Genomic DNA, 25,929 nt, shown 5'->3' with positions numbered 1-25,929 from the left:
ATTTTAGAAGGCTAATTCCCTTGCTTTCACCATAATTGTTCACTCCTAACAGTTTACATTTGACCCTAATTATTTATTTATATAACATATGTAAGAATCAATTCACATATTTCTGGAAATCCATCCACATACTATAGATAAATCAAATGAAATTTGGAGGATACATACATGAATGACAAAAATATGAATAAAAAAGAACATGTTACTGAAAACACTACATCTATTCAAAATAATAATACTGCAAACCTTACTATCGAAGAACAAGCAATGAACGGCTTATACGGAATGCCCGAAACAACAATTGAAGATGCTGATCACGCTGCAGCTGATGATTTGACTTCAAAAAATTAATTAACTACATTGAAAAAAGCCAAGGGAAATATCCTTGGCTTTTTTCACTATGCATCCACCTTTTGTATTTCTTCACTCTTTCTTGAAAGTTTACCTGGCCAAAAAGCAAATCGACCTAAAACTACTGTAATCGCGGGTACAAGTAACGGTCTTACGATAAACGTATCTAGTAATACGCCAATTGCAGTTACAATACCAAATTGAACTAATACTTGAATTGGAAGTGTACCTAACACAGCAAAAGTTCCTGCTAAAATTAAACCTGCCGATGTAATAACACTACCTGTTTGTATTACACCATTTTTTACTGCATCCAAGTGATTTTGTGTCTTTCTGTTTTTCCATATTTCTGAAACCATAAAGATATTATAATCTTCACCTAAAGCAACTAAAAATACGAATGCGTACAACGGTATCGCACCTTGAATGGCCGGCGCTCCCATACCGTAATGAAGTAATATCCATCCTGCTCCTAACGCTGAGAAGAATGATAGGACAACGGTTACAATTAAATAAATCGTCGCAACAACCGATCGTAAATAGACAAGTAATAGTAAAGCGATAATGCTAATCATTACTGGAATAATTACTGATTCATCACGTTCCGTAATTTGCTTTGTATCATATAATGAAGCTGTTTCTCCACCAATCCACAATTGCTCTTCAGCATTACTAATCCCAGCATCTTTTAATACTTTTTCTACATTACTTTTCAATTTAGGAATTTGATCTAACGCTTCAATTGAGTATGGATTTTCCGCTAAAGAAACTTCATACATTTGTATTTGCTTATTTTCTTTTCCCTCTTTTGGCTCTTTCACTGTATTTACGAAAGAAAATTTCTCTAGTTCTTGTTTAATAGGAAGCTCTTTGCCTTTCGTATCAACAACAACTTTTACTGGTGCTAGTTCACCAGCTGAGAAATGATCACTAATTAACGTAAACCCTTCACGAGAAGGCATATCCTTTGGAAACAACTCTAATAAGTCATATGTGTATTGAATACGTGGTACGAATGAAGCCAATCCGCCTAATACAAATACAGTTAGCATAATTATTGTCCACGGTCTTCGTACTACAATATCTCCAAGTTTTTTACTAAAGGAGCCTTTTGATTTTTCAACTTTTACAGCTCTCTTTTTCTTTCTTGCAAACTCCTCATTCATTGAAGTTGTTCTCGGTATAAACGGGAAAAATGCAATTCTACCGAAAATTAATAATAGTGCTGGTAAAATCGTTAAAGCCGCGATTCCCATTATAAATACAGCAACACTAAATGGTACTGCAAATCGATGAAAGGCACCATAATGAGCAAGTAGTAATGTTCCTAATCCAAGTACAACAGTTAACGCACTCATTATTATTGCACCGCCAGATGCTTTAATCGCAAGTTGCAATGCTTTATATTTACTTTCTTCTTCTAACAAGTACTCTCTATATCTCGAAATTAAAAATAGACAATAGTCCGTTCCAGCGCCAAACAATAATACTGTCATAATTGATATCGCTTGGGCATCTACTTTAATCCATCCGTGATCAGCTAAAAAACCGAGTGTAGGACTAATAATACCGTATGCAAAGCCAACAACAAGTATAGGTAAAATCGCTAAAATTGGTGAACGATACAGTAAAATTAACAAAACTAACACTAGTAGTACAGTAGCGACTAACAATTTCACATCTGCTTGACTAAATAAACTAACTGCATCCGTTTGAATACCTACAGGTCCTGATAATCGAACATGTAAACCAGATTCACTTATTTTTTGTTTAAATGGATCTTCATCCACCTTACTATTCACTATTTTTCTAAACTCTTCAAGATTTCCTTTTAATATATCCGTACCAGCAGATTTATTAAAAAATACCGGTGTAACAAATGATGTACCATCTTTTGACGCACTTTTTGATAATACTTGCTCTGGGATTGTATCAAATGGTGGTAACGTTGATTGTTCTTTTAAAGGACTAGCTTTTAACTCCTTATAAACATCTTGTATGAGTTTATAATCCTGTGACTGTAATCCACCATCTCTATACCATACTACTAACAACGGATTCCCTGCATTATTCGGAAACTCTTTTTTCATAAGCGCTTCCGCTTGCTGTGACATTGCTGTTTCAGGTAAATTTTTCGGATTCGGCTCTTTCGTACTGTTTACTTGTGGTAACGTAAATGAAAGTAATAATGTAATAAGAATCCACACCGATAAAGTGATCCACTGCGTATTTCTCCCTGCTACAAGCCTCCCTAACATATGTAACGGGTGCTTTTTCATAAAAACCCACCTTCCTTTTTTCCTCCATTATTAATTATATATACTGGTCGGTTAATTAATCAAGAATGATTGAAAATTATGTTATAATTATCTCAATCATAAATGTCAGGAGCGAATGTATTTGGAACAAAAACAACGTCCTCTCGGAAGGCCGCGTCAAAATAAAAATACAAAATCTACAAAAGAAACCATTTTAGAAGTAGCAACTCGCTTATTTCTTACACAAAATTATCAAGTCGTTTCTATGGATGAGGTCGCAAAAGTTTGTGGTGTTACGAAAGCAACTGTCTACTATTACTATTCAACAAAAGCCGATTTATTTACCGCTACTATGATCGAAATGATGGTACGTATACGTGAGAATATGTCTCAAATACTCTCTACAAACAAAACGTTAGAAGAAAGATTATTAGACTTCGCTAAAGTTTACTTACACGCAACGATGGATATTGATATGAAAAATTTTATGAAAGATGCAAAACTGTCGTTATCTGAAGAACAATTGAAACAATTAAAAAATGCTGAAGATAATATGTATGAAGTACTAGAAAAAGCACTCGATAATGCGATGCACATCGGAGAAATCCCGAAAGGAAACGCTAAATTTGCGGCCCATGCTTTCGTATCTTTATTATCAATTGGGAATTTTAAAGATGAAAATCACAATCCTATTCTTGCAAATATAGATGAATTATCACAAGAAATCGTTTCTTTTTATTGGAACGGATTAGGTCATTCATATTAAACTGATTTGCTTTAATAAAAGAGCATGTTTGAATTTTTTCAAACATGCTCTTTTATAATTTATTTATATACTAATAATCAGATTATACTTCAATGCTGTTTAACACAAAATTTCACTTTAACTTTTACAAATTTTGAAGTTGAACATTTATATTCCCCTTACTAAATCCCCCATGGTAACAAACTACAGATTCAATATGTAAATTTAAATACTTCTTCAAAGACTGCCGTGCTTCCATAATATTTAAAGTTGTTGGGGCATGAATTCCTCCTAACACTCCATTCACACTATACATCGAGTCTCCAGCGACAAGAATTTTGCTTTGTTTCAAATATAAACTAATATGACCCGGAGTATGCCCTGGAGTATGAAGAATTAGTATTCCACCGCAATACGGAAGTTCTTGCCCGTCAATCACAGTATCACTCACTTTTCCTTTTGGTCGGTTCTCTATATTTCCGTCCTTCAATAAAGGTAAATCCCCCTCGATATATGGCTTATCTAGTTCGTGCGCATAAACTTTAATATTACTTCGACAGCGCTGCAACAACTCCGGAAGACTACCTATATGATCAATATCCTGATGCGTCAAAATCACGACTTTTAACTTATCAAATGATACCCCAACCTTTTCCATCTCTACTTGTATATCTTCAATTTGTCCTGGGAAACCCGTATCTATTAATACTGCCATTTCATCATTCCATAAAAGAATTGGATGAATAACAAATTCTTGAAATTCAAGTTGTAACATTTCTATCCCTTTAGCAATCTCCATACAGCCATTCTCCTTTATGTTGAAGTTTGAAAATATGTACGAGTAAACTGAAAATATAAAGTGAAACTTTAATCAGTGGGGGTTTTACTACCCGGCAAATAGCGGGATAAAGCACCTCTATCTTATAATATGTTTTGTCATCCCAATAGAGAATGCTTCAAACCCTATAGATTCATAGTAAGATTGCAACTTTTCTACACACATAAGTTGTGGAATAACCTTGTTTTGTTCACAGTGCTGGATTAATCGTTTCACTATTTCTTTTCCGATGCCACTAGACTGATATTTTGGCAATACACCAACTCCACAAATAATGCCTGTTATGACTCCATCTGATATGACACGCCCCATCCCTACTAACCTCTTATCATCAAAAACATAAATTGCATACCAACTTTGCTTACACATTCGTTCTAACTCGTTAACCGTTAATTTAAGAGAATTCCATCCTAAAGATTCGTATAAGGATAATAATCCATTAAAATCTGTAGGATGTTCACTTGTGTAGCGTATACTATTTTCCATGTAAATACTCCCTATTCTCTGGCTTGTTTATATTTCATAAAATTCCCTTTACACAAATCTGATTGATGTAAAAATAACTAGAACAAACTTCAATAAGAAAGATAGAATTCCTTCTCAATATAAAGTAAAAAGAAGTTATCTCACTTAAGATAACTTCTTTTATATAAGACTCTCATTATATTATCAACCAAAAAATATACAACTGCATACGATTAGCACAAACAAAACTAATAAACCGTTTGAGAAATAACCCATAGAATACTACCCCTTTATTTCATTATGTAAAAGATTTTATCATAAAATTATTTACAACATAATAACCGAAAAAGACATTGTATTCATTAGTTATATACGTTTAGTAATATTTTTTTTTCGGTTATATTCTCCTTACCTAAAACCACTTCTCGCACCCTTATAATTCAGTCCACATAAATTCAAAAAAACAGTTATTAGTAAACATTCATTTACTATAAAGAGTAATTTTAATTGATTTACAGTAAATTTAGTAATAAAATAATAACTAAATTCATAAAGGAATCAAAAACAATGACCCAAAACGAATTATTAAACGAATACATGAATTTATTATTAAATATGTCAGGTACTTTTAAATTACTATCGGAGAAATCCTCAGAATTTACACATTTAGAACAACACGTAGTAGAGTATATCGCCCAGCAAAAGGTGCCTGTAAACTTAAAAATGATTGCTAGTTATTTAAACATCCCTAAACAACAATTAAGTGTAACAGTGCGTAACTTAGAACAAAACGGATACATCATAAAAAAGCAAGATATGGTAGACAAAAGAGCTATATTAATCTCTCTGACAGAAAAAGCCGAAAAAGTACATTATGAGAGATGGAAACAAATATATAATAATTTCACAGTAAACCTCGAAAAGTTATCTGAAGAAGATAGACGGGATTTAACTTATGGACTATATAAAACAAATACAATGCTCTCAAAAATGTTAAATAACGACTAGGTATATTGTTTATTATTAAACGGAGGATGTTTCATGGTTAAAGAATTAGATTTGCAATCTGTACAAGGTACAATGCTTATTCCACTATGGGGAAGAGCATATGGCAGTGAGAAAAATAAGGATATTTTAGATGATATAGAAGCTATTCGAATAATTAAAGAATGTGATTTTGACTTCTCAACAATAGCAAATACATTTGGCGAATACGGATGTATCACATACATTACCCGTGCACGAAAAATTGACGATACGATAAAACAATTTATAATAAAACACCCGAATGCTACTATTGTAAACATCGGTTCCGGACTAGACACTACTTTTTCAAGAATCGATAACGGTACAATACATTGGTACAATCTTGATTTGCCCGATGCAATCTCTTTTCGCAAAACTTTAATTGAAGATACCCCTAGAAACATTAGCATTGCTAAATCATTTTTTGATACTTCTTGGTTTGACGATATAAAATATAATCCAAACGACGGTATTCTTTTTATATCAGCAGGTGTGTTTTATTACTTTAAAGAAGAAGATTTAAAAAAGATCGTAGTCGCTATGTCAAAACGTTTCCCTGCAGGAGAATTATATTTTGACGCTGAATCAAAGTTCGCACTGAATCTTTCGAATGCTACTGTAAAAAAATCTGGTAATAACGGTGCTATGATGTATTTTTACGTAAATAATCCAAAATCAATAGAAAAATGGTCCTCTACAATAAAAGTATTGAGCTGCTCCCCTTTCTTTAAAGATATAGCTACAAATAAAGATTGGGACGGTAGTACGCGTATAATGATGAGAATTGTAAACTTAATAAAAATGTTGAAGTTTGTTCATTTACGGTTCAAAAAATAAAAAAGTAAAGAAGAGCTCAATACATTTATACTTAGGTCATAAATGTTAATTTTAATAAAATCAAAGGCAGAAACATAATTGTGAAGTGAAACTTTAATCAGTGGGGGCTTTGCTCATCCCCCACTGATTATTAGCCCTCACCAATCGAGCTTTTACGGGCAGCCCGAACCCCACCTAACTTCTTTGCTCTCGCTGAATTTTGAGGTAGGGGTCTTACTGCCCGACAAATAGCGGGATAAAATCTTGCATGCACTTTACGTAGGAGCTAAAATGTTGAATCTCATCGATTTCCAAATCATGTACACCATCTTGCAACATATGTTGAATCACTTACCCTCTCTTCTTATAACCCACTTACTACTTTTTAATTGTATATGTTCTGACCGTCAACAGCTTTTACCTTTAAATTCTTTAGACCCTATCCTTTCTTATATGAATAGCTTTCTTATTCGAAAATAGATTTTTAAAAATACCTACTCCCACAATTAATAAACCTATACCAACTAATTTATTTATTTGTAATGGAATGCTCTCCATTCCAAATAATCCAAATGTATCAATACATAACGCAACGACCAATTGAGTAATAAGACTAATTAGCACCGTATATGCTGGACCTAAACTCTTTATTGCACCCATTATACAAATAATTAACCCGATGCCAAACAGTCCACTTACATAAAACAAATAATTTGCAGTATACACTTTAATGCTAATACTGTTTTCTGTAATGATATAAAATAGAATAGAACTAATGAGACCTATTCCAAGGACACATGTAGTCGTTAACCACTGTCCTACATTTTCATTTACTTTTGCATTAAAAATAGATTGTAAGCTAATTAATATTCCTGCTAGTATAGCTAAACTAAATCCAATCAAAATCTTCCTCTCCCTTTCATTGCTCATATATATTATTTTTAGCGACTTCCTTCATTCTAGAAAAATCTTTAATGACAATAACTCCATTACTTTTTTCAATTAATTTTTCATTATAAAATCTTTGTAATACCCGAATTACGTGCCTATAACTTACCCCTATAAAGTCTGCAATACTCGTTACCGAAGTCGTATCCAAATCCCCTTTGTACATATTTCCGTTACTATCTGTTGAAATTGAAAGTAAATAACTAGCTACACGTACTTCTACAGGATAAAGTAAATTAAGAGCAGTAAAACGAGTCGATATTTTTAACGTGTTCGCAATGTTTTCAAGTAAGAATTTCATAAATATAGGATCATGTAATAACTTGTTTCTAATAACCGTATTAGAAATGGAAATCGCTACAACATCTGAACAAGCTTCAACGACATTATGTGCTTTGCTATTTTGAATTAATTCAATATCACCAACAATTGCGAGTGGATTGATAAAGCGAAGGATTAGTTTCTTCCCTTCAGGTGTAATCGTATAAACTTTTACTTTACCTTTAACAACAAAATATAAACGATCCATTTCGTCATCTATATTGCAAATAAGCTCGCCTTTTTCAAAATGATTTAATTGAAAATATGCTGTATCTATTTCTGAAAAAACCTCGAGCGTTTTATTGATTTTCAAATAATGCGTAATTAAACCTGATCTATTCTCCATATTCATTTCCTCCTTTCATTTACATATTAAATACAACAATACCTATAATCATTACTATTGTTCCCACAATATGATATCTCTCCATCTGTATCTTTTTTATATGAAACAGTCCTTTCATTTCAATAACTGTTGCCGTTAACAATTGAGCAACCATTAGTGTGCCAGCTGTCAATGTAACTCCTAGTGAATATATCGCCATAGTTTCTGCACAAATAATGAATCCACCAAATGCACCCGTTACTAAATATATTTTTTTTACACTCTTTAAATCCGTTACTTTCTCTTCTTTCTTTAACAAAAATACAGTTGTTGCAATAATGAATCCAATTAAATGGGTTATAATACTCGTCGACCATATACCGATATGTGAACTAAGTTTCGCATTAAAGGTTCCTTGAAGTGTTATAAATATCCCCGCAAAAACAGCAAATAGAATACCTTTCAAAAAATCATCTCCTCATCCTTTATTTCTGACTTAATTAAAAACCATCATCCTATAATGGCAAAAGGACAAATGTCACATCACTATGAAAATAACTTGGAATGAAAAAAACACACCTCAAAAATGCGAGATGCGTTTTTTAATTATTTATATATAATGTTTTATAAATAAGATTACGCTACATTAAAAGATTTCTTTTTCATAACAAACTTTGCAAATAAGAAACGTACAAGCGGTCCCATAATAATTAATTGTAATGGATATGCCATTATGAAATTTTTAATAAAAATCGAAAAATAAATTGAAACAAATGAATCTCCTTGTAGTCCACCATGTAAATGCATCATAGCCATACCGAAAAATGACATAAAGAACACCATTCCGATTACCATAGTTGTCGCCATTGCAACGATAATATTTATTTTCTTAGATTTATCAAATGGCAACATGAATACAATTTTTTTCGCACAAGGTCCAACTATACTTATTTCAATTAATAGCGCAATAATAAAGCCAATTAATAGTTCTAATGCAATCTCTTTAATATAAATTGGTCCTCCTATTTCATTCATTAGTAAATTGTAAAACGTCATTACGATAACCATTCCAAGGCACATCATCATGCCAAATTGGAGGTTTTCTTTTCTTGTTGTTGGCAAATTTCATCATCCTCTCTCTTTGAGTCTTTGTCATTATATCGACATTGGAACCCCCTTCGTAAGTGAACATTTTGTGAACAAATTTAAAACGTTTTCATGTATTTTCTTTACTTTCAACTCAAATTCTCACTTTTACTTATAAAGGTTTTATATATTTCAATGTTGAATTACTAAATTTAACATTGCATTACATTATTACTAGGAGGATAACCATGAATGAAGCAGAATTTTACGCATATCACATCGTAACAAGGAAAAAAATGCATATTGGACAAATGATTCCTTTTAACAAAAATCAACAAAATACTCTATATCACTTCTTTTTTGAAAGAGAACAATTAAATGCTAATGGTGAAGATGGCATACAAATTTTAAATAATCACTATAAAAATGACGAATTACATATAAATAATGAAAATGCTAAAGTAGTTATGAGTTATATGGATCAAACAATTAGAGCAGTTAGAGAAACAATTGTAGAAATGGTTAGACTACAAGAATTCCCTGAATACCCTTCCAGGTTATCTTGTTTATACGCTTCAAAAAGCTATGAAGATACTTTAAAATGGAAAGCATTATTTGATTCTTACAATCGAGAAGTTTTACAGATTGTTAAACTACGAGTAATCGGAAGGTCTTTTGAAGGTGACGGGAATCTTTTACCGAAAGAAGATGGTATTCCTTTTTCTCAAAAAATCGAACAAGCTAGAAAGTATTGGAAAGGAAATATTAGAAATGAGCTTCCTGAGCTACTGATTAATGGAGAAATTGAAGTGGTGGAAATTATTGATGACTTTTCCTCAATTCATATTTAATTTCTAACTAAATCATATAGGATGGAGATTACAATGAAGAAAAAAGTATACTTCAATCATGATGGCGGCGTAGATGATTTAATTTCATTATTTTTATTACTTCAAATGGAAAACGTTGAACTTACCGGTGTATCTGTTATCCCAGCAGACTGCTATTTAGAACCTGCAATGTCTGCAAGTCGTAAAATTATTGATCGCTTCAGCAAAGATAATATTGCAGTAGCCGCTTCAAACTCTCGCGGGCAAAACCCGTTTCCGAAAGACTGGCGGATGCATGCATTTTATGTAGATGCTTTACCAATTTTAAATGAGTCTGGAAAAGTTGTAACACCCATGGTAGCAAAGCCTGCACATCACCATTTAATAGAAACACTTCTACAAACGGAAGGAAAAACAACTTTATTATTTACCGGGCCCCTAACTGACCTTGCTCGTGCGTTATATGAAGCTCCCATAATTGAAGATAAAATTGAATGTCTCGTTTGGATGGGTGGTACATTTCTTACAGCAGGCAATGTACATGAACCAGAGCATGATGGAACAGCTGAGTGGAATTCGTTTTGGGACCCTGAAGCAGTGGCTCGTGTATGGGATGCAAAAATTAAAATCGACTTAGTGACACTAGAAAGTACAAACCAAGTTCCGTTAACTATAAACATACGTGAACAATGGGCAAAAGAACGAAAGTATATTGGTATGGATTTCCTTGGTCAATGCTATGCAATGGTTCCCCCTCTCGTTCACTTCTCAACGAACTCTACCTACTATTTATGGGATGTACTAACTACCGCGCTTGTCGGAAACACTAACCTTGCAAAAACTAAAACAATTAATAGTATCGTTCATACATACGGACCAAGCCAAGGACGTACAGAGGAAACTGCTAATGGACGACCTGTAAATGTCGTTTACGATGTAAAACATGATACTTTCTTCGAGTATATTACTGAATTAGCAAAGAAAGCTTCTACTTGAATCACTATCTATACGAAAAATAAATAGATTGAAATCACTTCAGACGATGAACCCCCATATTTAGAATTTGGTTGAAACTACACATTTAACTATTGAAAAGAGTATTGAATTAAATTTCAATACTCTTTTTGTGCAATTTAATTATATTTGATTAATGTAGTGTCTTACAGATTATTCATTTCATAACCATTGACAAAATACGTTATTGTTTCTAACTCATCTTCATTTAATTCTCTATCTAGTTCTTGTTTGTACGCTACCTTTATCTTCTCTTCATCGCCCTTATGAGCTTCTGTATAAGTTCCTACTGCTTTTAACATGCGAATCTCTTGTAAAAACTCCTCTCGATTTATCGCTTCCCCATGAGAAAGAATATATGTCTCAGCATCAAATTTTTCTAATTCATCTATTAATGCAAACGTTCTTTTCGTCGTATAGTTCCACTTCGAGGAAAAAATATCTGCATATATACAGTCCCCTAAAAACAATATCTTTTCTTCTTTTATGTACATAACAACTGAATCATGTGCATGATCTCCGCCCACATGTTTTAACACGCATGTCACCTCACCAAGATCTAATTCAATTTGATCCTGGAACGTTAAGGCCGGAGGAATAATGTTAATATTTCTCGCTTTTTCTTCAAACTCTTTTTTTATGCAATCCGCACAAAATGCAATTTCAGTACCCTCTTTTACGCGTGCATCCAACGCTTCATCTGTCCATTCATAAGATACTAGTGACTGCATTTCTTTTTTCGTTTCAATATGCGCAATAATTAAAGCATTTTGTAATACAGGCAATCCAAAAATATGATCCCAATGCCAATGCGTTAGTGCTACAAAATCAGGATTCGATACATTTTTTTCTTTTAACATTTCTAAAAATAATTGTGCATGTTCCTCTGAATTCCCTGCATCGATCATTAAAGTTTTTTCTTGTCCAACAACCATTCCTAAGATAGGTCTATCTGTTTCAGAAACAGGTGTCATATACCAAAATGAGTTTCCTATTTTTTTAATTTGTTGCATAACCAATTCCCCTTTTCATTTTCTCACTTAAATTTAATATATAAATTATAACGAATCACTACTTTTTTCTCTATAATCAAACACAATTACTTGGACTAATCTAACTTTCCTTTTCGTAAGCTAAAAATAAGGGAATAGAATCGGAGTGTGATACTATGGAACGTTTATGGATTCCAATGATTGTAACATTTTTTTCGTTCGGTGGATTACTTTTAGGAGGTGCTGTTGGAGTAGCAACACGCCAACTTATTGAAGAAAAGATGCATCGTTTATACGCATTATGTGGTGGTATTTTACTTGGGCTTTTATCCCTTGAAATTATTCCTGAAACATTTTCAAGCTACGAAATGGTTGGGCCTATACTTGGTATAGCTATCGGTATTTTAGTTATGAGCTTATTAGATAACTATTGTCACCATCCAATGATACATAAAAAAGATCAACAAGCATGGCAAACCTTCCTTTTTCTCTCTTTCGCTATATTTATTCATAATATACCGAGTGGATTTGCGTTAGGTACAGCTTTTATAAATCATAATGACTCTGCCATTCCCTTTTTAATAGCAATTGTCGTTCACCATATTCCAGAAGGATTAGCTTTAATTATTCCATTTCTTTTTACAAAACATAAATATATTTCCTTTTTATTAACGACTTTATTACTTTCTCTTATTCTCGGTACTGGCACAGTTTTTGGCATTTTGATGGAAGGAAAAGCTCTTCACCTGCAAGGCCTCATTATGGGAAGTGCTATCGGTTCACTTGGATATGTCACAATTCATGAAATGCTTTGGAAAGCTAAGAAACAGCTCTCTTTCCTTACATTTCTAATGTGGGCAACTAGTGGTTTTTTACTAATAACAGTGTTCACTTTATTCGCTGGTCATCATTAAAGTTGCTAAAGTGAAACTTTTGTGCCTCCCACACTGATTCATAGGTCACAAATAACCAGATAAATTTTCTTATTTGTATATTTTTCCTTTTTATCCAAAACATAATGTTATCTACTTATTATAAGGAGGAACAATTATGTTTGGGAAAACAGCCGGTGAAGCATTAGTTGATTTATTAATTGACTGGGGAGTAGAACACATATACGGTATGCCTGGAGATTCCATCAATTCTATCATTGAAGCTTTAAGAAAAAAACAAGATAAAATTAAATTCATTCAAGTTCGCCATGAAGAAGCTGGTGCATTAGCAGCGGCTGCCTATGCGAAATTAACAGGAAAACTTGGCGTTTGTATGGCAATTGCAGGACCTGGTGCTATTCATTTATTAAATGGTTTATATGATGCGAAACTCGATAAAGCCCCTGTTCTAGCAATTTCAGGTCAAGTAGAAACCGATTTACTTGGAACGGACTTTTTCCAAGAAGTAAATTTAGAAAGAATGTTTGATGATGTTGCGATTTATAACCAGCGTATTATGTCAGCAGAGCAACTACCTGCCGTAGTGAATCAAGCAATTCGAATGGCTTATACGAAAAAAGGTGTATCCGTTCTTACAATTCCAGATGATGTCCCGAAATTCGAAGTGAAAAATGGTGCTCGTATTACAAATACTTCTTTTACTTTACCTGAGTTGTTTCCACAAAAAGAAGATTTAGACGGAGCGAAACTCGCAATAAATGAAGCGAAAAAGCCTGTGATTTTAGCTGGAAAAGGAACAAAACATGCGAGAGAATCTTTACTTGCATTGGCAGAACATATTGGTGCTCCAATCGTACTTACATTACCTGCTAAAGGAATTATTCCTGATGAGCATCCTCTTTGTATCGGTGGATTAGGATTAATCGGAACGAAACCTTCTTATGAAGCAATGAAACATGCAGATACTTTAATTATGGTTGGTACTTCTTATCCGTTCACTGGTTTCTTACCTGAAAAAGCAAAAACAATTCATATCGATACAGATCCTGCCCAAATCGGAAAACGTTATGCGACAGATATTGGTTTAGCTGGTGATGCTGATAAAACATTACGATGGTTAATTGAAAATGTTGAAAAACACACAGACCATTCTTTCTTAGAACATCATCAAGAAATGATGAAAAAGTGGGAAGAAAAATTACACGATCAAGAAGAAGATTCTTCTATTCCAATTAAACCACAACGCGTTATGCATGCTCTGCAGCAAGTAGCACATGATGACGCAATTCTATCAGTCGATGTCGGAAATGTAACAGTATGGACCGCAAGGCACTTCCGTATGACAAACCAGCAATTTGTCATTTCAAGCTGGCTCGCAACACTTGGTTGCGGTTTACCTGGTGCTCTTGCTGGAAAAATTGCATTCCCGGATAAACAAGTATTTGCAGTTTGTGGTGATGGCGGATTTGGAATGACGATGAATGACTTCGTAACAGCTGTAAAATATAAATTACCAATCGTTGTCGTCGTATTAAACAATAATAAAATTGCGATGATTAAATTCGAGCAAGAAGTCATGGGTAACATCGAATTCGAAACAGATTTAACGAACCCTGATTTTGCAAAATATGCAGAGGCGTGTGGAGGTATTGGATACCGTGTTGAGAATTTAGATGAACTCCTTCCCGCTTTCGAAAATGCAGTAAAACAAAATAAACCGTGTATTATTGATGTAGTTGTAGATGCTAACGAAGCACCAATGCCAGCAAAAATCACATTTGGTCAAGCCGCTGGTTATACGAAGCATATGATAAAAGAATTATTTGAAGAAGGTAAGATTGATTTACCTCCACTTTAAGCGAAAAAAGATAGCTGAAAACGATTTGTCTTCAGCTATCTTTCTTTACTTTTGTATCTCCCTATAAAAAGAAAAGTCATTCATAGTTGGTTGTACTTGTTTCTCTACTTGCACTTCTCTCCCTTCCCGCCTTGACCTTCTCACATTTCCTAGCTTAATCGCATCTTGCATGCTATTACTAATAAGGTTTCCAGCTAAAATTGTCATACTATAAAAAGCAATCGGTATAAGTACAATCCATGTATGAGTAGTTAAGTGGCGGAAGTTTTGACCAATTAGGCCGGTCCATTCTTTTGTTACACTATCTGGATCCATTCCACTGAAGGTGATTGTTCCACCAAAAAATAATTGCAACAAACCAAGGTGTAAAAGAAGTAATAAAGTACTCACAAATTGTTGTGCTGCTAATAAAAGAAATGATGGTAACATATGAGGCCATATATGGCGCTTCAACCTCTGCGACTTACTCCCGCCAAGCACAGTGGCTGCCAACATAAATTCTTCTTTCTTAATACGTTTAACTTCTTGCGCTACATACAACATAACTGTTGGTACAGCAAAACATGTAAGAACTATAATTTGAAATGTCACCCGCAAATACAACGGCACAACTTCCGCTCCACTATCAAACGTTAAAACTTCATTTAACATAAAATAAGAAATCATAACCATCGGTACGATACTGAATGGATCAAAAAAGGATGAGATAACTGGGAATGATCGCTTACCATACATACCAAGAAGTAAACCAATCCCTCCTCCAACTATAACTCGTAAAGTTGCTATAATTATACTCGCTCCAACTGTCCATTTCGCGCCTTCTATTATTAATTGGACAAGGTCACGGCCTTTCGTATCACTTCCGAACCAAAATTTACTTGATGGCAAAAATGGCGCAGCCTCTAGTTCTCCTTTTTCGTTATACATCATCGTAAGTTCACGAACATTCCCATCGAAAAATAACGTATATCCAATACTAATAATCATTAGTACACTCAGAAAAGTAACACCTATCCAAAATCTCACATCTCTTTTTACAACTTGCCACATGTTACACACGCTCCCTTATAACATTTTGTAAAAGCGTATGTAATATACGAAATAGTATAAAAAGCGGAACGTATAATATAACTAGACTCACTGTAAATATTTCTAATTTAGAATTTTCTTTTACAAAAACAAACATTCCATATGTATTGAAAATCCATTCGATAATATATAAATTGGATAGCATAAATAAAATGTTTGTTTTCGCATAGTAGATTGTCGTCAATAAAACATTCCTTGAAACGTGATGTGTTAAAATATGCTGCAAACTTAGTCCTTTACTCTTCGCAAATATACTATAATCTTTCTCCATTTCTTCTTTAAAACGTAATAACAATAGTTTAATAAATAATAACGTTGTTGGTATTGTAAGACATATAATCGGTAACAATCGTACTCTCTCTTCTCCTAATCCAGCAAGTTTTATTGGCATAAAACCTGTTTTTTGAAAAACAATTACGACAAGAAGTTGTGATAATAAAATAAGTAATATATCCGGTATACTCTCTAGCGTAAGAAAAACTCCATTCCACATTTTTTGCTTCATATGAGAACGCTGCAATACCCAAACAACAAGTACATACGCTATAAGCAAAGATAGTAAAAAAGCTGATAGAAATACAATCATAGTTTCAATATAATGAATCCATATTTGTGGAAATAATTTTCTTGAGTCTCGAAATCCATATGTAATTTCCCATGGTCGGAGTAACTTTCCTCCAATAAACACAATTGTGTTCCAAAAACCGATTAAATCAATTTGCAATCCCTTAAATAATCGAGGGAGCGCACCTAAACAGATTATACATAGAATTGCAGCTAATAATTGTAAACAAGTAATCCAACACCACTTAGCAGTTCGCATGAACATAACTATTACCCCTTACCATTCGATAGAATATCTAGAAACAAAAAGAGCTAAATATGTCACATCTCTTTAGCTACAACATGTACTCGCTTTTGCCCACTAGGTAAAATAGCTTGGTATAAACACGTAACAAAAAATAATAAACCAAATAAAATAATATACAAAGTATCCGCCTCAATCCATTTCGGGAATAACATAGCTATCGCTCCAAGAGATAACAATTGAAACCCTGTCGTTAATGGACTTAGCAAACTTTGAACACGCCCCATAAACGATTCTTCTACGATCTCATACATCCATCCTGATATTGCAACATTAATAAACGGTAAAAAGAATGTCGCTAAAGCGATACATACATAAAAAGACCATACGTAATTTACAAAGTAACACATACCAAAGAAGACTCCTGAGCCTGCCATACCAAAAACTATAATAGATTTTGGCGCATATTTCTTACCTATACTCGTTGCTACTATGCTTCCAATTAGTAATGAAATCCCTCCAACTACACCGCCCACCATTGCTAAACTTTCATACGTTTCTGGAGCTAGTTTGTATTTTAATATGTAAGTAGTGGATACACTTAAAACACCATTTAATAATCCAAATACGATAAATCCTAAAAGTAATTTTTTTAAAGTTTCATTTTGGTATATATACCTAATCCCTTCTTTAAACTCTGTTATTAACATCTTCAAATTAACTTCTTTCCATTTTGTTCTACCATTTGGTAAACGAACTTTTTCTGGAATGGAGATTGTTTGAATCAAAATACCACTCATAATAAAAGTGAGCGTATTTACTAAAATGCTCCCGTAAATTCCAAAAGTCCAGTACACCATCGTTGCAATTCCTACACCAAACAAAGCATACAAACTATTTACCATTTGATTAATACCCGCTGCTGCACCGTATTGGTCTGATTCAACTACTCCCTGTATCATCGATTGTTCTGCTGGAGAGAAAAATTGTATACACGCATTTTCCAAAAATAAAAATATAAAGACAAGTATAATCATCCCGTAATAAAGCGAAATTAGGATTCCAATATTACAGAGCGAGCAACATATGTTACTTACTGTACATATACGTTGTCTATCAAATCGATCCACTACTGTCCCTACCAATAGAAAAAAGATTAATGCAGGTAATGCAATCATAATTTGTGTCATCGTTGCGTAAACTGGTTGTTTTCCGTATTGATCTAGCAAATAAAACATTAAAGAAATTCCAGCTATCATAGAACCGAGTCGCTCTAAAATATTTGCTAGAAAAAAACGTGCATACACTTTGTTGCGAAATAACTGTAGCATTTCTTTCATACTTCGTATCCTTTCTCTCGACAAAATAGTATTGTTTTAGTCATTTCTTGGAAGTTACATTATATTTTTCGACCATTATCCAATCTTTTCCTTCTTTATAAAAAACATAAAAAAAGAGCCCTTATTCTCAACACAAGGACTCTTTTCATAAACTATTTAGCTACCTCTTCTTTCGGCATTACCATACCTTTATAAAGTTGAACAGTTATCCAGTAATAAATGAAATAAATGACTAAGAAAATTCCTATTGGCACCCACACTTTCACAAACGGGTCAACTAATATAAAGCTAAATAAGTTAAGCCCTACTAAAACGTGAGAAATGCCAATGATCGCTGGGAAGATAAATAAATATGAAATTTCTTTATATATACTTTTCGTTAACATACTGCGTCTCACACCAATTTTTCGTAACATTTCATAACGGCGTACGTCGCGAGAAGCACCTGTTAATATTTTGAACATAAGGGAACTTGCCATCATTGCTAAAAAGGCAATTCCGAGGAAAAATCCCATAAACATTGTTCCGCTCATGAAGCTGTTCATAAACTGATAAATTGTCATTTTCGTAAATAAGTCTACCTTTTCACCTGTTGCTTTTTCAATTTGTGCTTTTTGTCTCTTGTCTATTTCGATCAATAACGGTTTATATTTTTTCATATCATCTACTTTTGCTAATGTTACAGTGTGTTCTGTTCCTTGAATTCCTTTATAATGCTCTTCGTCTGCAATTCTTACTGGTTTTCCGCTAAATTGATTATGCGTAATTTGTATCTCTCTTACAACTGCGTCTTCCCAATCCTTTGGCATTTGAGGGAATTTTGCTAATTCAGGAGCCTCTAAAGCTGAATATACAGGTTCAGTTAAAGGTTCAGTCACACGTTTACGAACAGGCTCTTTTAACGTTTTTGTATCAAAATGGTCTGAAACAAGTGGTGGTTTCGCAGTTAAGTCGTTACGTAAATAATAAACCGCTTCTCCATCTACTTTATAGTTGTACTTGCTTTCTTCAACAATTTCCATTTCTTTTAAGGCAGCTTTGTCTTGATCATTCGGATCATGAATTACAACATCATATACACGAGAAAAGTCTGTCATAATACCTACATTTTTTTGGAAAGCCATACCTGCCGTCATCGCACCTGCGCCTAATGCAATTAACATTGCTACAGTACCTAATACTCTCGATAAACTATTTACTCGAAAGCGTAGCTGTGCATATGTAAAACTATTTAAGCCCGTTTCATTTCGTTTTTTATTCCCCTTAATTTTCATCACAAAAAATGGGAGTAATGAACTAAAGATAAAATATGTTCCAAGTGTTGTAACGATGGTTGCTATAATAAAACCTAATTCAGCATATATTTTTACATTGATCATAAAATAGTACCCTGTACTTACTAGTAATACACCAAGTACTGTCATTATAATAATGCGAGTTTTACTTTTCTTTACTTCATCTAGTGTTTCATCTTCACGAATTAACTCTAGTTCAGTTTTACGTAACAATCGGACACTGTTCATTAAGCCAGTAATGAAAAATAGTATTAAGAAGAAAATAGCTGTAACTAAAATTGCTGGTGTGTATACAGATGCATAACTACCTTTTGCTGAAATTTCCATTCCATTCATTAAAAAGTTTCCTGCTACACTTGCAAGTAACATCCCTACTAAAATACCGATAATAATACTGACAATACCCATACCGAATGTTTCAATAAATAATAACTGTGCTACTTTTTTCTTTTTTGCACCAAGCATCATGTACATACCGAGTTCTTTTCTTCTTAACGTGAGTAAGAAAGAGTTGGCATATATAATATAAAATACAGTAATGAAAGATAATAGTATTGCACCTACCCAAAAGACGAGTCTAATACTACTAATTAGGCTATTATCTTTCGTAAATTCACTATTCATCGCCATCGTTTGGAACATGTAGAAAATACTAATACTAATAACTAGGCCAATAAGTAAAACCATATAATCTTTTAACATCTTTTTCATGCTATGACGTGATAATTTAAATAACATAGTTTCGCCCCCTACTTAGACTCAGCAGCTGAGCCCATATGAGCGAGCACACCTAAAATGTCTTGATAGAAATTCTCTCGAGTGCCTTGACGATTTAATTCTTTATAAAGAAGACCATCTTGAATAAATAAAATACGCTCACAATAACTTGCACTAAATGCATCGTGTGTAACCATTAATATACTTACATTATGATTTTCATGTAAATCTTGCATCGCTTCTAATAAACTTTTTGCATTTTTACTATCAAGCGCGCCTGTCGGTTCATCTGCTAATACAATTGCTGGATTATGTACTAAAGCTCTTGCCGCCGCTGTTCTTTGCTTTTGTCCCCCAGAAACAGCCGTCGGATATTTTGTTAAAATTTCAGTGATGCCTAATTTCTTCGCAACGTCATTTACCTTTCCAGTAATCTCACTTGATGGGACGCCTTGCAAAGAAAGTGGTAAAGCGATATTTTCATAAATTGATAAATTTTCTAGTAAGTTAAAATCTTGAAAGATAAAACCTAATTTTTGAGATCGAAAATCTGATAATGCATTACCTTTCATAGAAGTAATATTTGTACCAGCTATCGTCACACTACCACCTGTCGCCTGGTCAAGTGTACTTATCACATTAAGTAATGTCGTTTTTCCAGATCCAGAAGGCCCCATGATCCCGACAAATTCTCCTTCTTTAATACTTAACGATACGCCTCTTAATGCTTTTGACTGATTCTCATTTCTTTTCCCATACGTTTTTTCTACACTTTCTACAGTAACTACATTTGTTGACATCTCTTTCACTCCATCCCTTTTGTATAAAATCAATTTCTCACATATTTCTTATTATTTTGTCATGTAAATTCTTAAGAATTTTTTAATTATTCATCCAATAAGATTTACACCCTTAACATGATCCTATTTCCTACTTCATATTCTCATTTTTCTACAACTCGTTCCCTCGATTTCGCTTACATTTACCTTACATTTTTGTAAGATAAAAAAGAAAACACACTAATTTCTAATAGTGTGTTTTCTTTACAATCAATATTTTCTATTCTTTATTTCTTCTTCAATACTTGCCACAAATACATCTAGCGCAACAACTTCTGACTTCTCTTCTCCATATTTACGTACATTTACAGCTCCGTTTTCCATTTCCTTATCCCCAATAACAAGAACATACGGTACTTTTTGCATTTGTGCTTCTCTTATTTTATATCCTAATTTTTCATCTCGTGCATCTTGTTCAACACGAACGCCAGCTTGTGCTAATTTAAGTGTAATCTCATTGGCATATTGTTCATGTACTGCATTTGAAACTGGAATTACTTTCACTTGAACTGGTGCCACCCATGCCGGGAACGCACCTCCAAAGTGCTCAATTAATATTGCTAAGAAGCGATCTAATGACCCTAAAACTGCCCTGTGAATAACAACTGGTCTTTTCTTATCATTATTTTCATCTATATAATTTAAATCAAATTTCTCTGGCATTTGGAAATCAAGCTGGATTGTTCCGCATTGGTGACTTCTATTTAAAGCATCTTTAATATGAAAATCAATTTTCGGCCCGTAAAAAGCACCGTCACCTTCATTTAGTCTATATTTATAATTTAGCGATTGTAACACATTTTCTAATGCCGCTTCTGCTTGCTCCCATAATTTATCATCACCCATTGAATCTTCTGGACGAGTAGAAAGCTCTACTTCATATTCGAATCCAAAAGTTTTATATACGTAATCAATTTGCGCCATTACTGATTTAATTTCATCTTCAATTTGTTTTGGAGTTACAAATAAATGTGCATCATCTTGGCAGAAAGTACGTACTCTTAATAATCCGTTTAACGCACCACTAAATTCATGGCGATGTACTTGACCAAATTCACACATACGAATCGGTAATTCACGATAAGAATGCAATTTATTTTTAAACATAAGCATGTGCCCTGGGCAGTTCATCGGTTTTAATGCAAAACTTTTATTATCTACTTCAGAGAAATACATATTATCTTTATAATGTCCCCAGTGCCCTGATTTCTCCCATACTTCTTGGTTCATCATGAACGGAGTGCGTACTTCTTGATAATTGTACTCTTTTTGAATTTCTCTTAAAAATGCTTCCAATTCGTTACGAATCATTTGTCCTTTCGGTAAATAAAACGGCATTCCCGGAGCCTCTTCAGAAAACATAAATAACTCAAGCTCATTGCCTAACTTACGATGATTTCTTTTTGCTGCTTCTTCAACGAAATGTAAATACTCTTCTAATTCTTTTTGAGAAGAGAATGCAACACCATATATGCGCTGAAGCACTTGGTTATTACTATCACCTCGCCAATATGCACCGGAAACGTGAGTTAATTGAAATGCTTTCAAATAACCTGTTGATGGTAAATGTGGCCCTCTACATAAATCTACAAATTCACCTTGTTTATATAGTGTTACACTTTCCCCACTAGGAATTGCTTCTAAAAGTTCTAATTTCAAGCGATCGTTCATTTCTTGAAACAGTTTTGCTGCTTCTTCTCGAGAAACCTCAACTCGTTCTATCTTTATATTTTCATTTATAATCTTTTTCATTTCTTTTTCGATTTTTCGTAAATCTTCTACGTTTACACTACTTGGAAAATCCATATCATAATAAAATCCATTTTCAATAACAGGCCCTACCCCAAGATTTATATCACCATACATTCTTTTTACAGATTGCGCTAAAATATGTGCCGCAGAGTGTCTTGCAATTTCTACACCTTCATTTGAATCTATAGTAATGATTTCTACTTCCGCATTTTCTTCAATATTTCGGCGTAAATCATATAATCCATCATTTACTTTCCCCGCGACTGCTTTCTTTTTCAAACTACTACTAATAGATCCCGCAATTTCTTCTAAAGTAATTCCTTTTCCAAATTCTTTCACGCTACCATCTGGAAATTTAATTTCAATCATTTGTTCTTTCATTTTTCATCTCTCCATTTCATAATAAAAAGCACACTCATCCCTAACATAGGGACGAGCGTGCTTTTACCCGTGGTTCCACCCAGATTCCCATCACAAAATGCAATGGCTTCTTTTACGGTAACGTCGTTTATACGGCACTAGATACTTAATTTCCCCAGTGCAGCTCTAAGGTGGTAAGTTATTTTTCTGCGTTAGGAAGTTCTCAGCTTTCCTTCCTTCTCTGTATAACCGGGTAAAATAACTCGTGTCCTTTTCTTCGCTTATTATGAAATTGAATGCAAAAAAGCATATTCATCCCTAAATATAGGGACGAATATGCTTATATCCGTGGTTCCACCCAGATTCCCATCACAAAAAACATAATGGCTTCTTTTGCGATAACGTCGCATACACGGCACTAGATACTTAATTTCCCTAGTGCAGCTCTAAGGTGGTAAGTTATTTTTCTGCGTTAGGAAGTTCTCAGCTTTCCTTCCTTCTCTGTATAACCGGGTAAAATAACTCGTGTCCTTTTCTTTGCTTTTTGTAAAACATCCATTTATTGTTATTTAATATATCTTATTCATTTTATTTTTGCAAGTGTTTAAAAAAATTATTTATTTAATTAAAAAAGTGAAACCAAATTTTTTTGGTTTCACTTCACAATTTTACCAATCTTGTGGTTCGTAATTTAAGTCTGCAAATAGACGTCTTTTCTCTTTCTTCGTTAAATCTCTCCACTGCCCAACTGGTAAATTATTCAATTCGATATTCATAATTCTCGTACGTTTTAACGTGTATACTTGATAACCTAAAGCTTCACACATACGGCGAATTTGACGATTTAGCCCTTGTGTTAAAATAATTTGGAACTCATATTTTGATAACTGTGTAACCTCACAAGGAAGCGTTTTTGTTCCTAAAATTTTAACACCCGCTGCCATTTTCTCTAAGAAATCAGGTGTAATTGGCTTATCTACTGAAACGATATATTCTTTCTCATGTTTGTTTTCAGCACGTAAAATTTCATTAACAATATCACCATCATTCGTTAATAAAATTAAACCGTCTGAGTCTTTATCAAGACGTCCAATGTGACTAATTCGTAAAGGATGGTTCACTAAATCGATAATATTACCTTTTACAGCTTTTTCACTCGTACATGTAATACCTACTGGTTTATTTAAAGCGATATATACGTGATCTCGAGCAATTCGAAGCTGCTCTCCATTTACTCGTACATCATCACCTGGATTTACTTGGTCACCAATTTTTGCAACCTTACCGTTAATAATTACTCTTCTCTCATTAATTAGTTTATCCGCTCCACGTCGAGACGCTTTTCCAGCTTCACTAATAAATTTATTAATACGCAAATTAGGCACATCCTTTTCTAAAAAAAATTTCAAGCTCACACTGCTTCTACCGTACAATACAAAAGGGTAAGCCTCCTATTATAACTTAAATATATTAACATGAAAGGGTATATAACGTCTTCTATTAATTGCTTGTTTATAAGAAAATATCGTTATTATACAATCATTTATGCACTTTTTCAGCGTTTAATATACAAGCCATTCTTCCTTACATACAGCTTGTTTTCCTTGTATCTTTTCTATATCTTCATGAATATTAGCTAATTTATATAAATCTGGGAAAATCTCTTCCACATAATGTTGGTGCGCTATTTCATCTTTCCAATACGTTAACACTATGTAACGATTTTCATTTTTTAAAGACTTCCCAACTACCCCACCTAGCATTCCTTTTGCTTTTTCCATTCCTTTATTCCAAATTGTTTCTTGCTTATGTAAAAAATGCTTTTCCTTTTCCAACTTTACATCACATATAGCAACTCTTACGAATGCTCCCTCTATTACAACGTCTTTCAAATGCATATCAGTTATATCATACAACGTTTGAAATAATTCAATTTCACATGAAAGAAACGTATCCTCTTGATTACTATTTAAATAAATTGTATCGTGAGCACCATTCATAAATGATTGATATACACTTCTATCTTCCCATAAAGTAAATACACATGCCTCATCTTCATTCCATCCACCAAATTGTCCATGAAAACCATCTAGGTGCTGTATATCACGCCATTTTTCTTGCGCATTTGAAAACAATTCCTTTTTCTCTTCTTCCACCTTACAGTAGATTGTTTTTAGTAACATTTTTAATTCCCCCTTATGATCCGATACATTTCCCACTCGCCATACTTTCTATTTTTCCATATACACAAACGTTAATTTATTTTGTTATCAACTCCATTACTTATTCAAAGTTTGATGCCCTCCGTAAATGTTGTAAGTTGATTATTGGAATACTTACCGTGTAAAAATACATCTAAAATATAAAAATTAAAATCTCTTGATTTGCTTTCTTCCCCTGATTATAGTTTACATAACATTATTATCTATATCATTCAATAAAACATATTATTTTATTCTATACGCATAATAATTTTAATTCAAACAATTCAGAATTAAAATCCAAAAAAGATAGAAAGTAAACAATCTTACATTATCATCTACTCCCTATCCCTTTTATCATCAATTATTTTTCAAATAAATAATACGTAATGTCTCCTGGATAATGTACTACTGCTACCTTCCGCTCCCCTTTTTTAAAACTAACAGTATGCCCGTTTTCCCCTAAGTTCTCCCATCCACTCGCCTTTGTAATTGGCATTACACTTATATATTGATAGTCCTCTTCCTTATCATCGTTAATATGAATTGCTGACATTGGTACTGGAAAACCTTTAAATTTAGATTCTTTATTCATAAATATGAATGCAATTACACCAACTAATAACATAGCCATTGAAATACTTGAAACTAGTTTTCTTCTATTCATTTTCACTAAAAACCCTCTTTTCTCACATATAACTTTCATCATTTTACTAACTTTAATTATTTATGTATAGAAAAGATATATTTTAAATCATTTCT

General features: G+C 33.4%; 25 protein-coding genes and 2 other annotated features. Of the genes, 8 read left to right on the top strand and 17 right to left on the bottom strand.

Going from position 1 to position 25,929, the window contains the following annotated elements; genetic code table 11:
• Positions 1-168 precede the first annotated feature (168 nt).
• Entirely contained in the window at positions 169-351 is a 183-nt protein-coding gene (locus CQ064_RS21325; RefSeq protein WP_000998365.1) for a DUF4021 domain-containing protein, read from the top strand.
• Between the two features lie 47 nt (positions 352-398).
• Here the strand turns inward: CQ064_RS21325 and CQ064_RS21320 are convergent, their stop codons facing one another.
• Positions 399-2,630: an MMPL family transporter gene (locus tag CQ064_RS21320; RefSeq protein WP_000716585.1), complete on the bottom strand. Its 2,232-nt coding sequence runs from the start codon at positions 2,628-2,630 to the stop codon at positions 399-401.
• 121 nt (positions 2,631-2,751) lie between these two features.
• Between CQ064_RS21320 and CQ064_RS21315 the strand changes: the two genes are divergently transcribed.
• Positions 2,752-3,375: a TetR/AcrR family transcriptional regulator gene (locus tag CQ064_RS21315; RefSeq protein WP_000436026.1), complete on the top strand. Its 624-nt coding sequence runs from the start codon at positions 2,752-2,754 to the stop codon at positions 3,373-3,375.
• Positions 3,376-3,499: 124 nt separating this feature from the next.
• On the opposite strand, the gene CQ064_RS21310 is transcribed toward CQ064_RS21315, so the two are convergent.
• Positions 3,500-4,153: an MBL fold metallo-hydrolase gene (locus tag CQ064_RS21310; protein WP_000401481.1), complete on the bottom strand. Its 654-nt coding sequence runs from the start codon at positions 4,151-4,153 to the stop codon at positions 3,500-3,502.
• 117 nt (positions 4,154-4,270) lie between these two features.
• A complete protein-coding gene (locus CQ064_RS21305) occupies positions 4,271-4,678 on the bottom strand; it encodes a GNAT family N-acetyltransferase (protein WP_000431735.1) in 408 nt (135 codons plus the stop codon).
• A 546-nt stretch (positions 4,679-5,224) separates the two neighbouring features.
• Between CQ064_RS21305 and CQ064_RS21300 the strand changes: the two genes are divergently transcribed.
• Together CQ064_RS21300 and CQ064_RS21295 are read left to right on the top strand one after the other, a co-directional pair.
• Entirely contained in the window at positions 5,225-5,665 is a 441-nt protein-coding gene (locus CQ064_RS21300) for a MarR family winged helix-turn-helix transcriptional regulator (RefSeq protein ID WP_000192923.1), read from the top strand.
• 33 nt (positions 5,666-5,698) lie between these two features.
• Positions 5,699-6,520, top strand: a complete 822-nt coding sequence (locus tag CQ064_RS21295; protein ID WP_000237901.1) for a class I SAM-dependent methyltransferase — start codon at positions 5,699-5,701, stop codon at positions 6,518-6,520.
• A 411-nt stretch (positions 6,521-6,931) separates the two neighbouring features.
• Here the strand turns inward: CQ064_RS21295 and CQ064_RS21290 are convergent, their stop codons facing one another.
• From CQ064_RS21290 to CQ064_RS21275, 4 genes are all read right to left on the bottom strand, one after another.
• Positions 6,932-7,402, bottom strand: a complete 471-nt coding sequence (locus CQ064_RS21290; protein ID WP_000579006.1) for a DMT family transporter — start codon at positions 7,400-7,402, stop codon at positions 6,932-6,934.
• Between the two features lie 16 nt (positions 7,403-7,418).
• Entirely contained in the window at positions 7,419-8,114 is a 696-nt protein-coding gene (locus CQ064_RS21285; protein ID WP_000431597.1) for a Crp/Fnr family transcriptional regulator, read from the bottom strand.
• Positions 8,115-8,133: 19 nt separating this feature from the next.
• The gene (locus CQ064_RS21280) at positions 8,134-8,559 is read right to left on the bottom strand and encodes a DMT family transporter (RefSeq protein ID WP_000676260.1); all 426 of its coding nucleotides are present in this window, start codon (positions 8,557-8,559) and stop codon (positions 8,134-8,136) included.
• 170 nt (positions 8,560-8,729) lie between these two features.
• Complete coding sequence (locus tag CQ064_RS21275) at positions 8,730-9,215, bottom strand: DUF2798 domain-containing protein (RefSeq protein WP_001143402.1); 486 nt, start codon at positions 9,213-9,215, stop codon at positions 8,730-8,732.
• A gap of 212 nt (positions 9,216-9,427) precedes the next feature.
• Here CQ064_RS21275 and CQ064_RS21270 point away from each other — a divergent pair, with 212 nt between their 5' ends.
• Together CQ064_RS21270 and CQ064_RS21265 are read left to right on the top strand one after the other, a co-directional pair.
• Positions 9,428-10,030 carry a DUF2441 domain-containing protein gene (locus tag CQ064_RS21270; protein WP_001001050.1) on the top strand — a complete coding sequence of 201 codons (603 nt, stop codon included), beginning with the start codon at positions 9,428-9,430 and terminating at the stop codon, positions 10,028-10,030.
• A 21-nt stretch (positions 10,031-10,051) separates the two neighbouring features.
• Complete coding sequence (locus tag CQ064_RS21265) at positions 10,052-11,005, top strand: nucleoside hydrolase (RefSeq protein ID WP_003270533.1); 954 nt, start codon at positions 10,052-10,054, stop codon at positions 11,003-11,005.
• Between the two features lie 164 nt (positions 11,006-11,169).
• Here the strand turns inward: CQ064_RS21265 and CQ064_RS21260 are convergent, their stop codons facing one another.
• Positions 11,170-12,036 carry an MBL fold metallo-hydrolase gene (locus CQ064_RS21260; protein ID WP_001184107.1) on the bottom strand — a complete coding sequence of 289 codons (867 nt, stop codon included), beginning with the start codon at positions 12,034-12,036 and terminating at the stop codon, positions 11,170-11,172.
• Positions 12,037-12,191: 155 nt separating this feature from the next.
• Between CQ064_RS21260 and CQ064_RS21255 the strand changes: the two genes are divergently transcribed.
• Positions 12,192-12,929, top strand: coding sequence for a ZIP family metal transporter (locus CQ064_RS21255; protein ID WP_000440632.1), 738 nt, complete (start codon positions 12,192-12,194; stop codon positions 12,927-12,929).
• A 136-nt stretch (positions 12,930-13,065) separates the two neighbouring features.
• A complete protein-coding gene (locus tag CQ064_RS21250; protein ID WP_000467228.1) occupies positions 13,066-14,766 on the top strand; it encodes a pyruvate oxidase in 1,701 nt (566 codons plus the stop codon).
• Positions 14,767-14,811: 45 nt separating this feature from the next.
• Here the strand turns inward: CQ064_RS21250 and CQ064_RS21245 are convergent, their stop codons facing one another.
• The 9 genes from CQ064_RS21245 to CQ064_RS21205 form a co-directional block, all read right to left on the bottom strand.
• A complete protein-coding gene (locus tag CQ064_RS21245) occupies positions 14,812-15,816 on the bottom strand; it encodes an ABC transporter permease subunit (protein ID WP_000267896.1) in 1,005 nt (334 codons plus the stop codon).
• A 1-nt stretch (position 15,817) separates the two neighbouring features.
• A complete protein-coding gene (locus CQ064_RS21240; RefSeq protein ID WP_000481001.1) occupies positions 15,818-16,684 on the bottom strand; it encodes an ABC transporter permease subunit in 867 nt (288 codons plus the stop codon).
• A 56-nt stretch (positions 16,685-16,740) separates the two neighbouring features.
• The gene (locus tag CQ064_RS21235; protein WP_254907413.1) at positions 16,741-18,012 is read right to left on the bottom strand and encodes an MFS transporter; all 1,272 of its coding nucleotides are present in this window, start codon (positions 18,010-18,012) and stop codon (positions 16,741-16,743) included.
• Between the two features lie 143 nt (positions 18,013-18,155).
• The gene (locus CQ064_RS21230; protein WP_000897861.1) at positions 18,156-20,036 is read right to left on the bottom strand and encodes an FtsX-like permease family protein; all 1,881 of its coding nucleotides are present in this window, start codon (positions 20,034-20,036) and stop codon (positions 18,156-18,158) included.
• Positions 20,037-20,047: 11 nt separating this feature from the next.
• A complete protein-coding gene (locus tag CQ064_RS21225) occupies positions 20,048-20,815 on the bottom strand; it encodes an ABC transporter ATP-binding protein (protein WP_000106426.1) in 768 nt (255 codons plus the stop codon).
• 249 nt (positions 20,816-21,064) lie between these two features.
• Positions 21,065-22,987: a threonine--tRNA ligase gene (thrS, locus tag CQ064_RS21220; RefSeq protein WP_000663045.1), complete on the bottom strand. Its 1,923-nt coding sequence runs from the start codon at positions 22,985-22,987 to the stop codon at positions 21,065-21,067.
• Positions 22,988-23,031: 44 nt separating this feature from the next.
• Positions 23,032-23,253, bottom strand: a binding site (T-box leader).
• Positions 23,254-23,289: 36 nt separating this feature from the next.
• Positions 23,290-23,513: a binding site (T-box leader), on the bottom strand.
• A gap of 121 nt (positions 23,514-23,634) precedes the next feature.
• Positions 23,635-24,342 (bottom strand): 23S rRNA pseudouridine(2604) synthase RluF, encoded by a 708-nt coding sequence (gene rluF / locus CQ064_RS21215; protein ID WP_001222162.1) that lies wholly within the window; start codon positions 24,340-24,342, stop codon positions 23,635-23,637.
• 186 nt (positions 24,343-24,528) lie between these two features.
• The gene (locus tag CQ064_RS21210) at positions 24,529-25,149 is read right to left on the bottom strand and encodes a YdbC family protein (protein WP_000925163.1); all 621 of its coding nucleotides are present in this window, start codon (positions 25,147-25,149) and stop codon (positions 24,529-24,531) included.
• 382 nt (positions 25,150-25,531) lie between these two features.
• A complete protein-coding gene (locus tag CQ064_RS21205) occupies positions 25,532-25,876 on the bottom strand; it encodes a hypothetical protein (protein ID WP_003270499.1) in 345 nt (114 codons plus the stop codon).
• Positions 25,877-25,929: the final 53 nt, after the last annotated feature.

Origin of the sequence: Bacillus sp. MYb78, from assembly GCF_002975115.1 — a bacterium.
GTDB lineage: Bacteria > Bacillota > Bacilli > Bacillales > Bacillaceae_G > Bacillus_A > Bacillus_A cereus.
The sequence above is the reverse complement of the archived record's forward strand: the minus strand, read 5'-3'. Positions and strand labels throughout refer to the sequence as shown.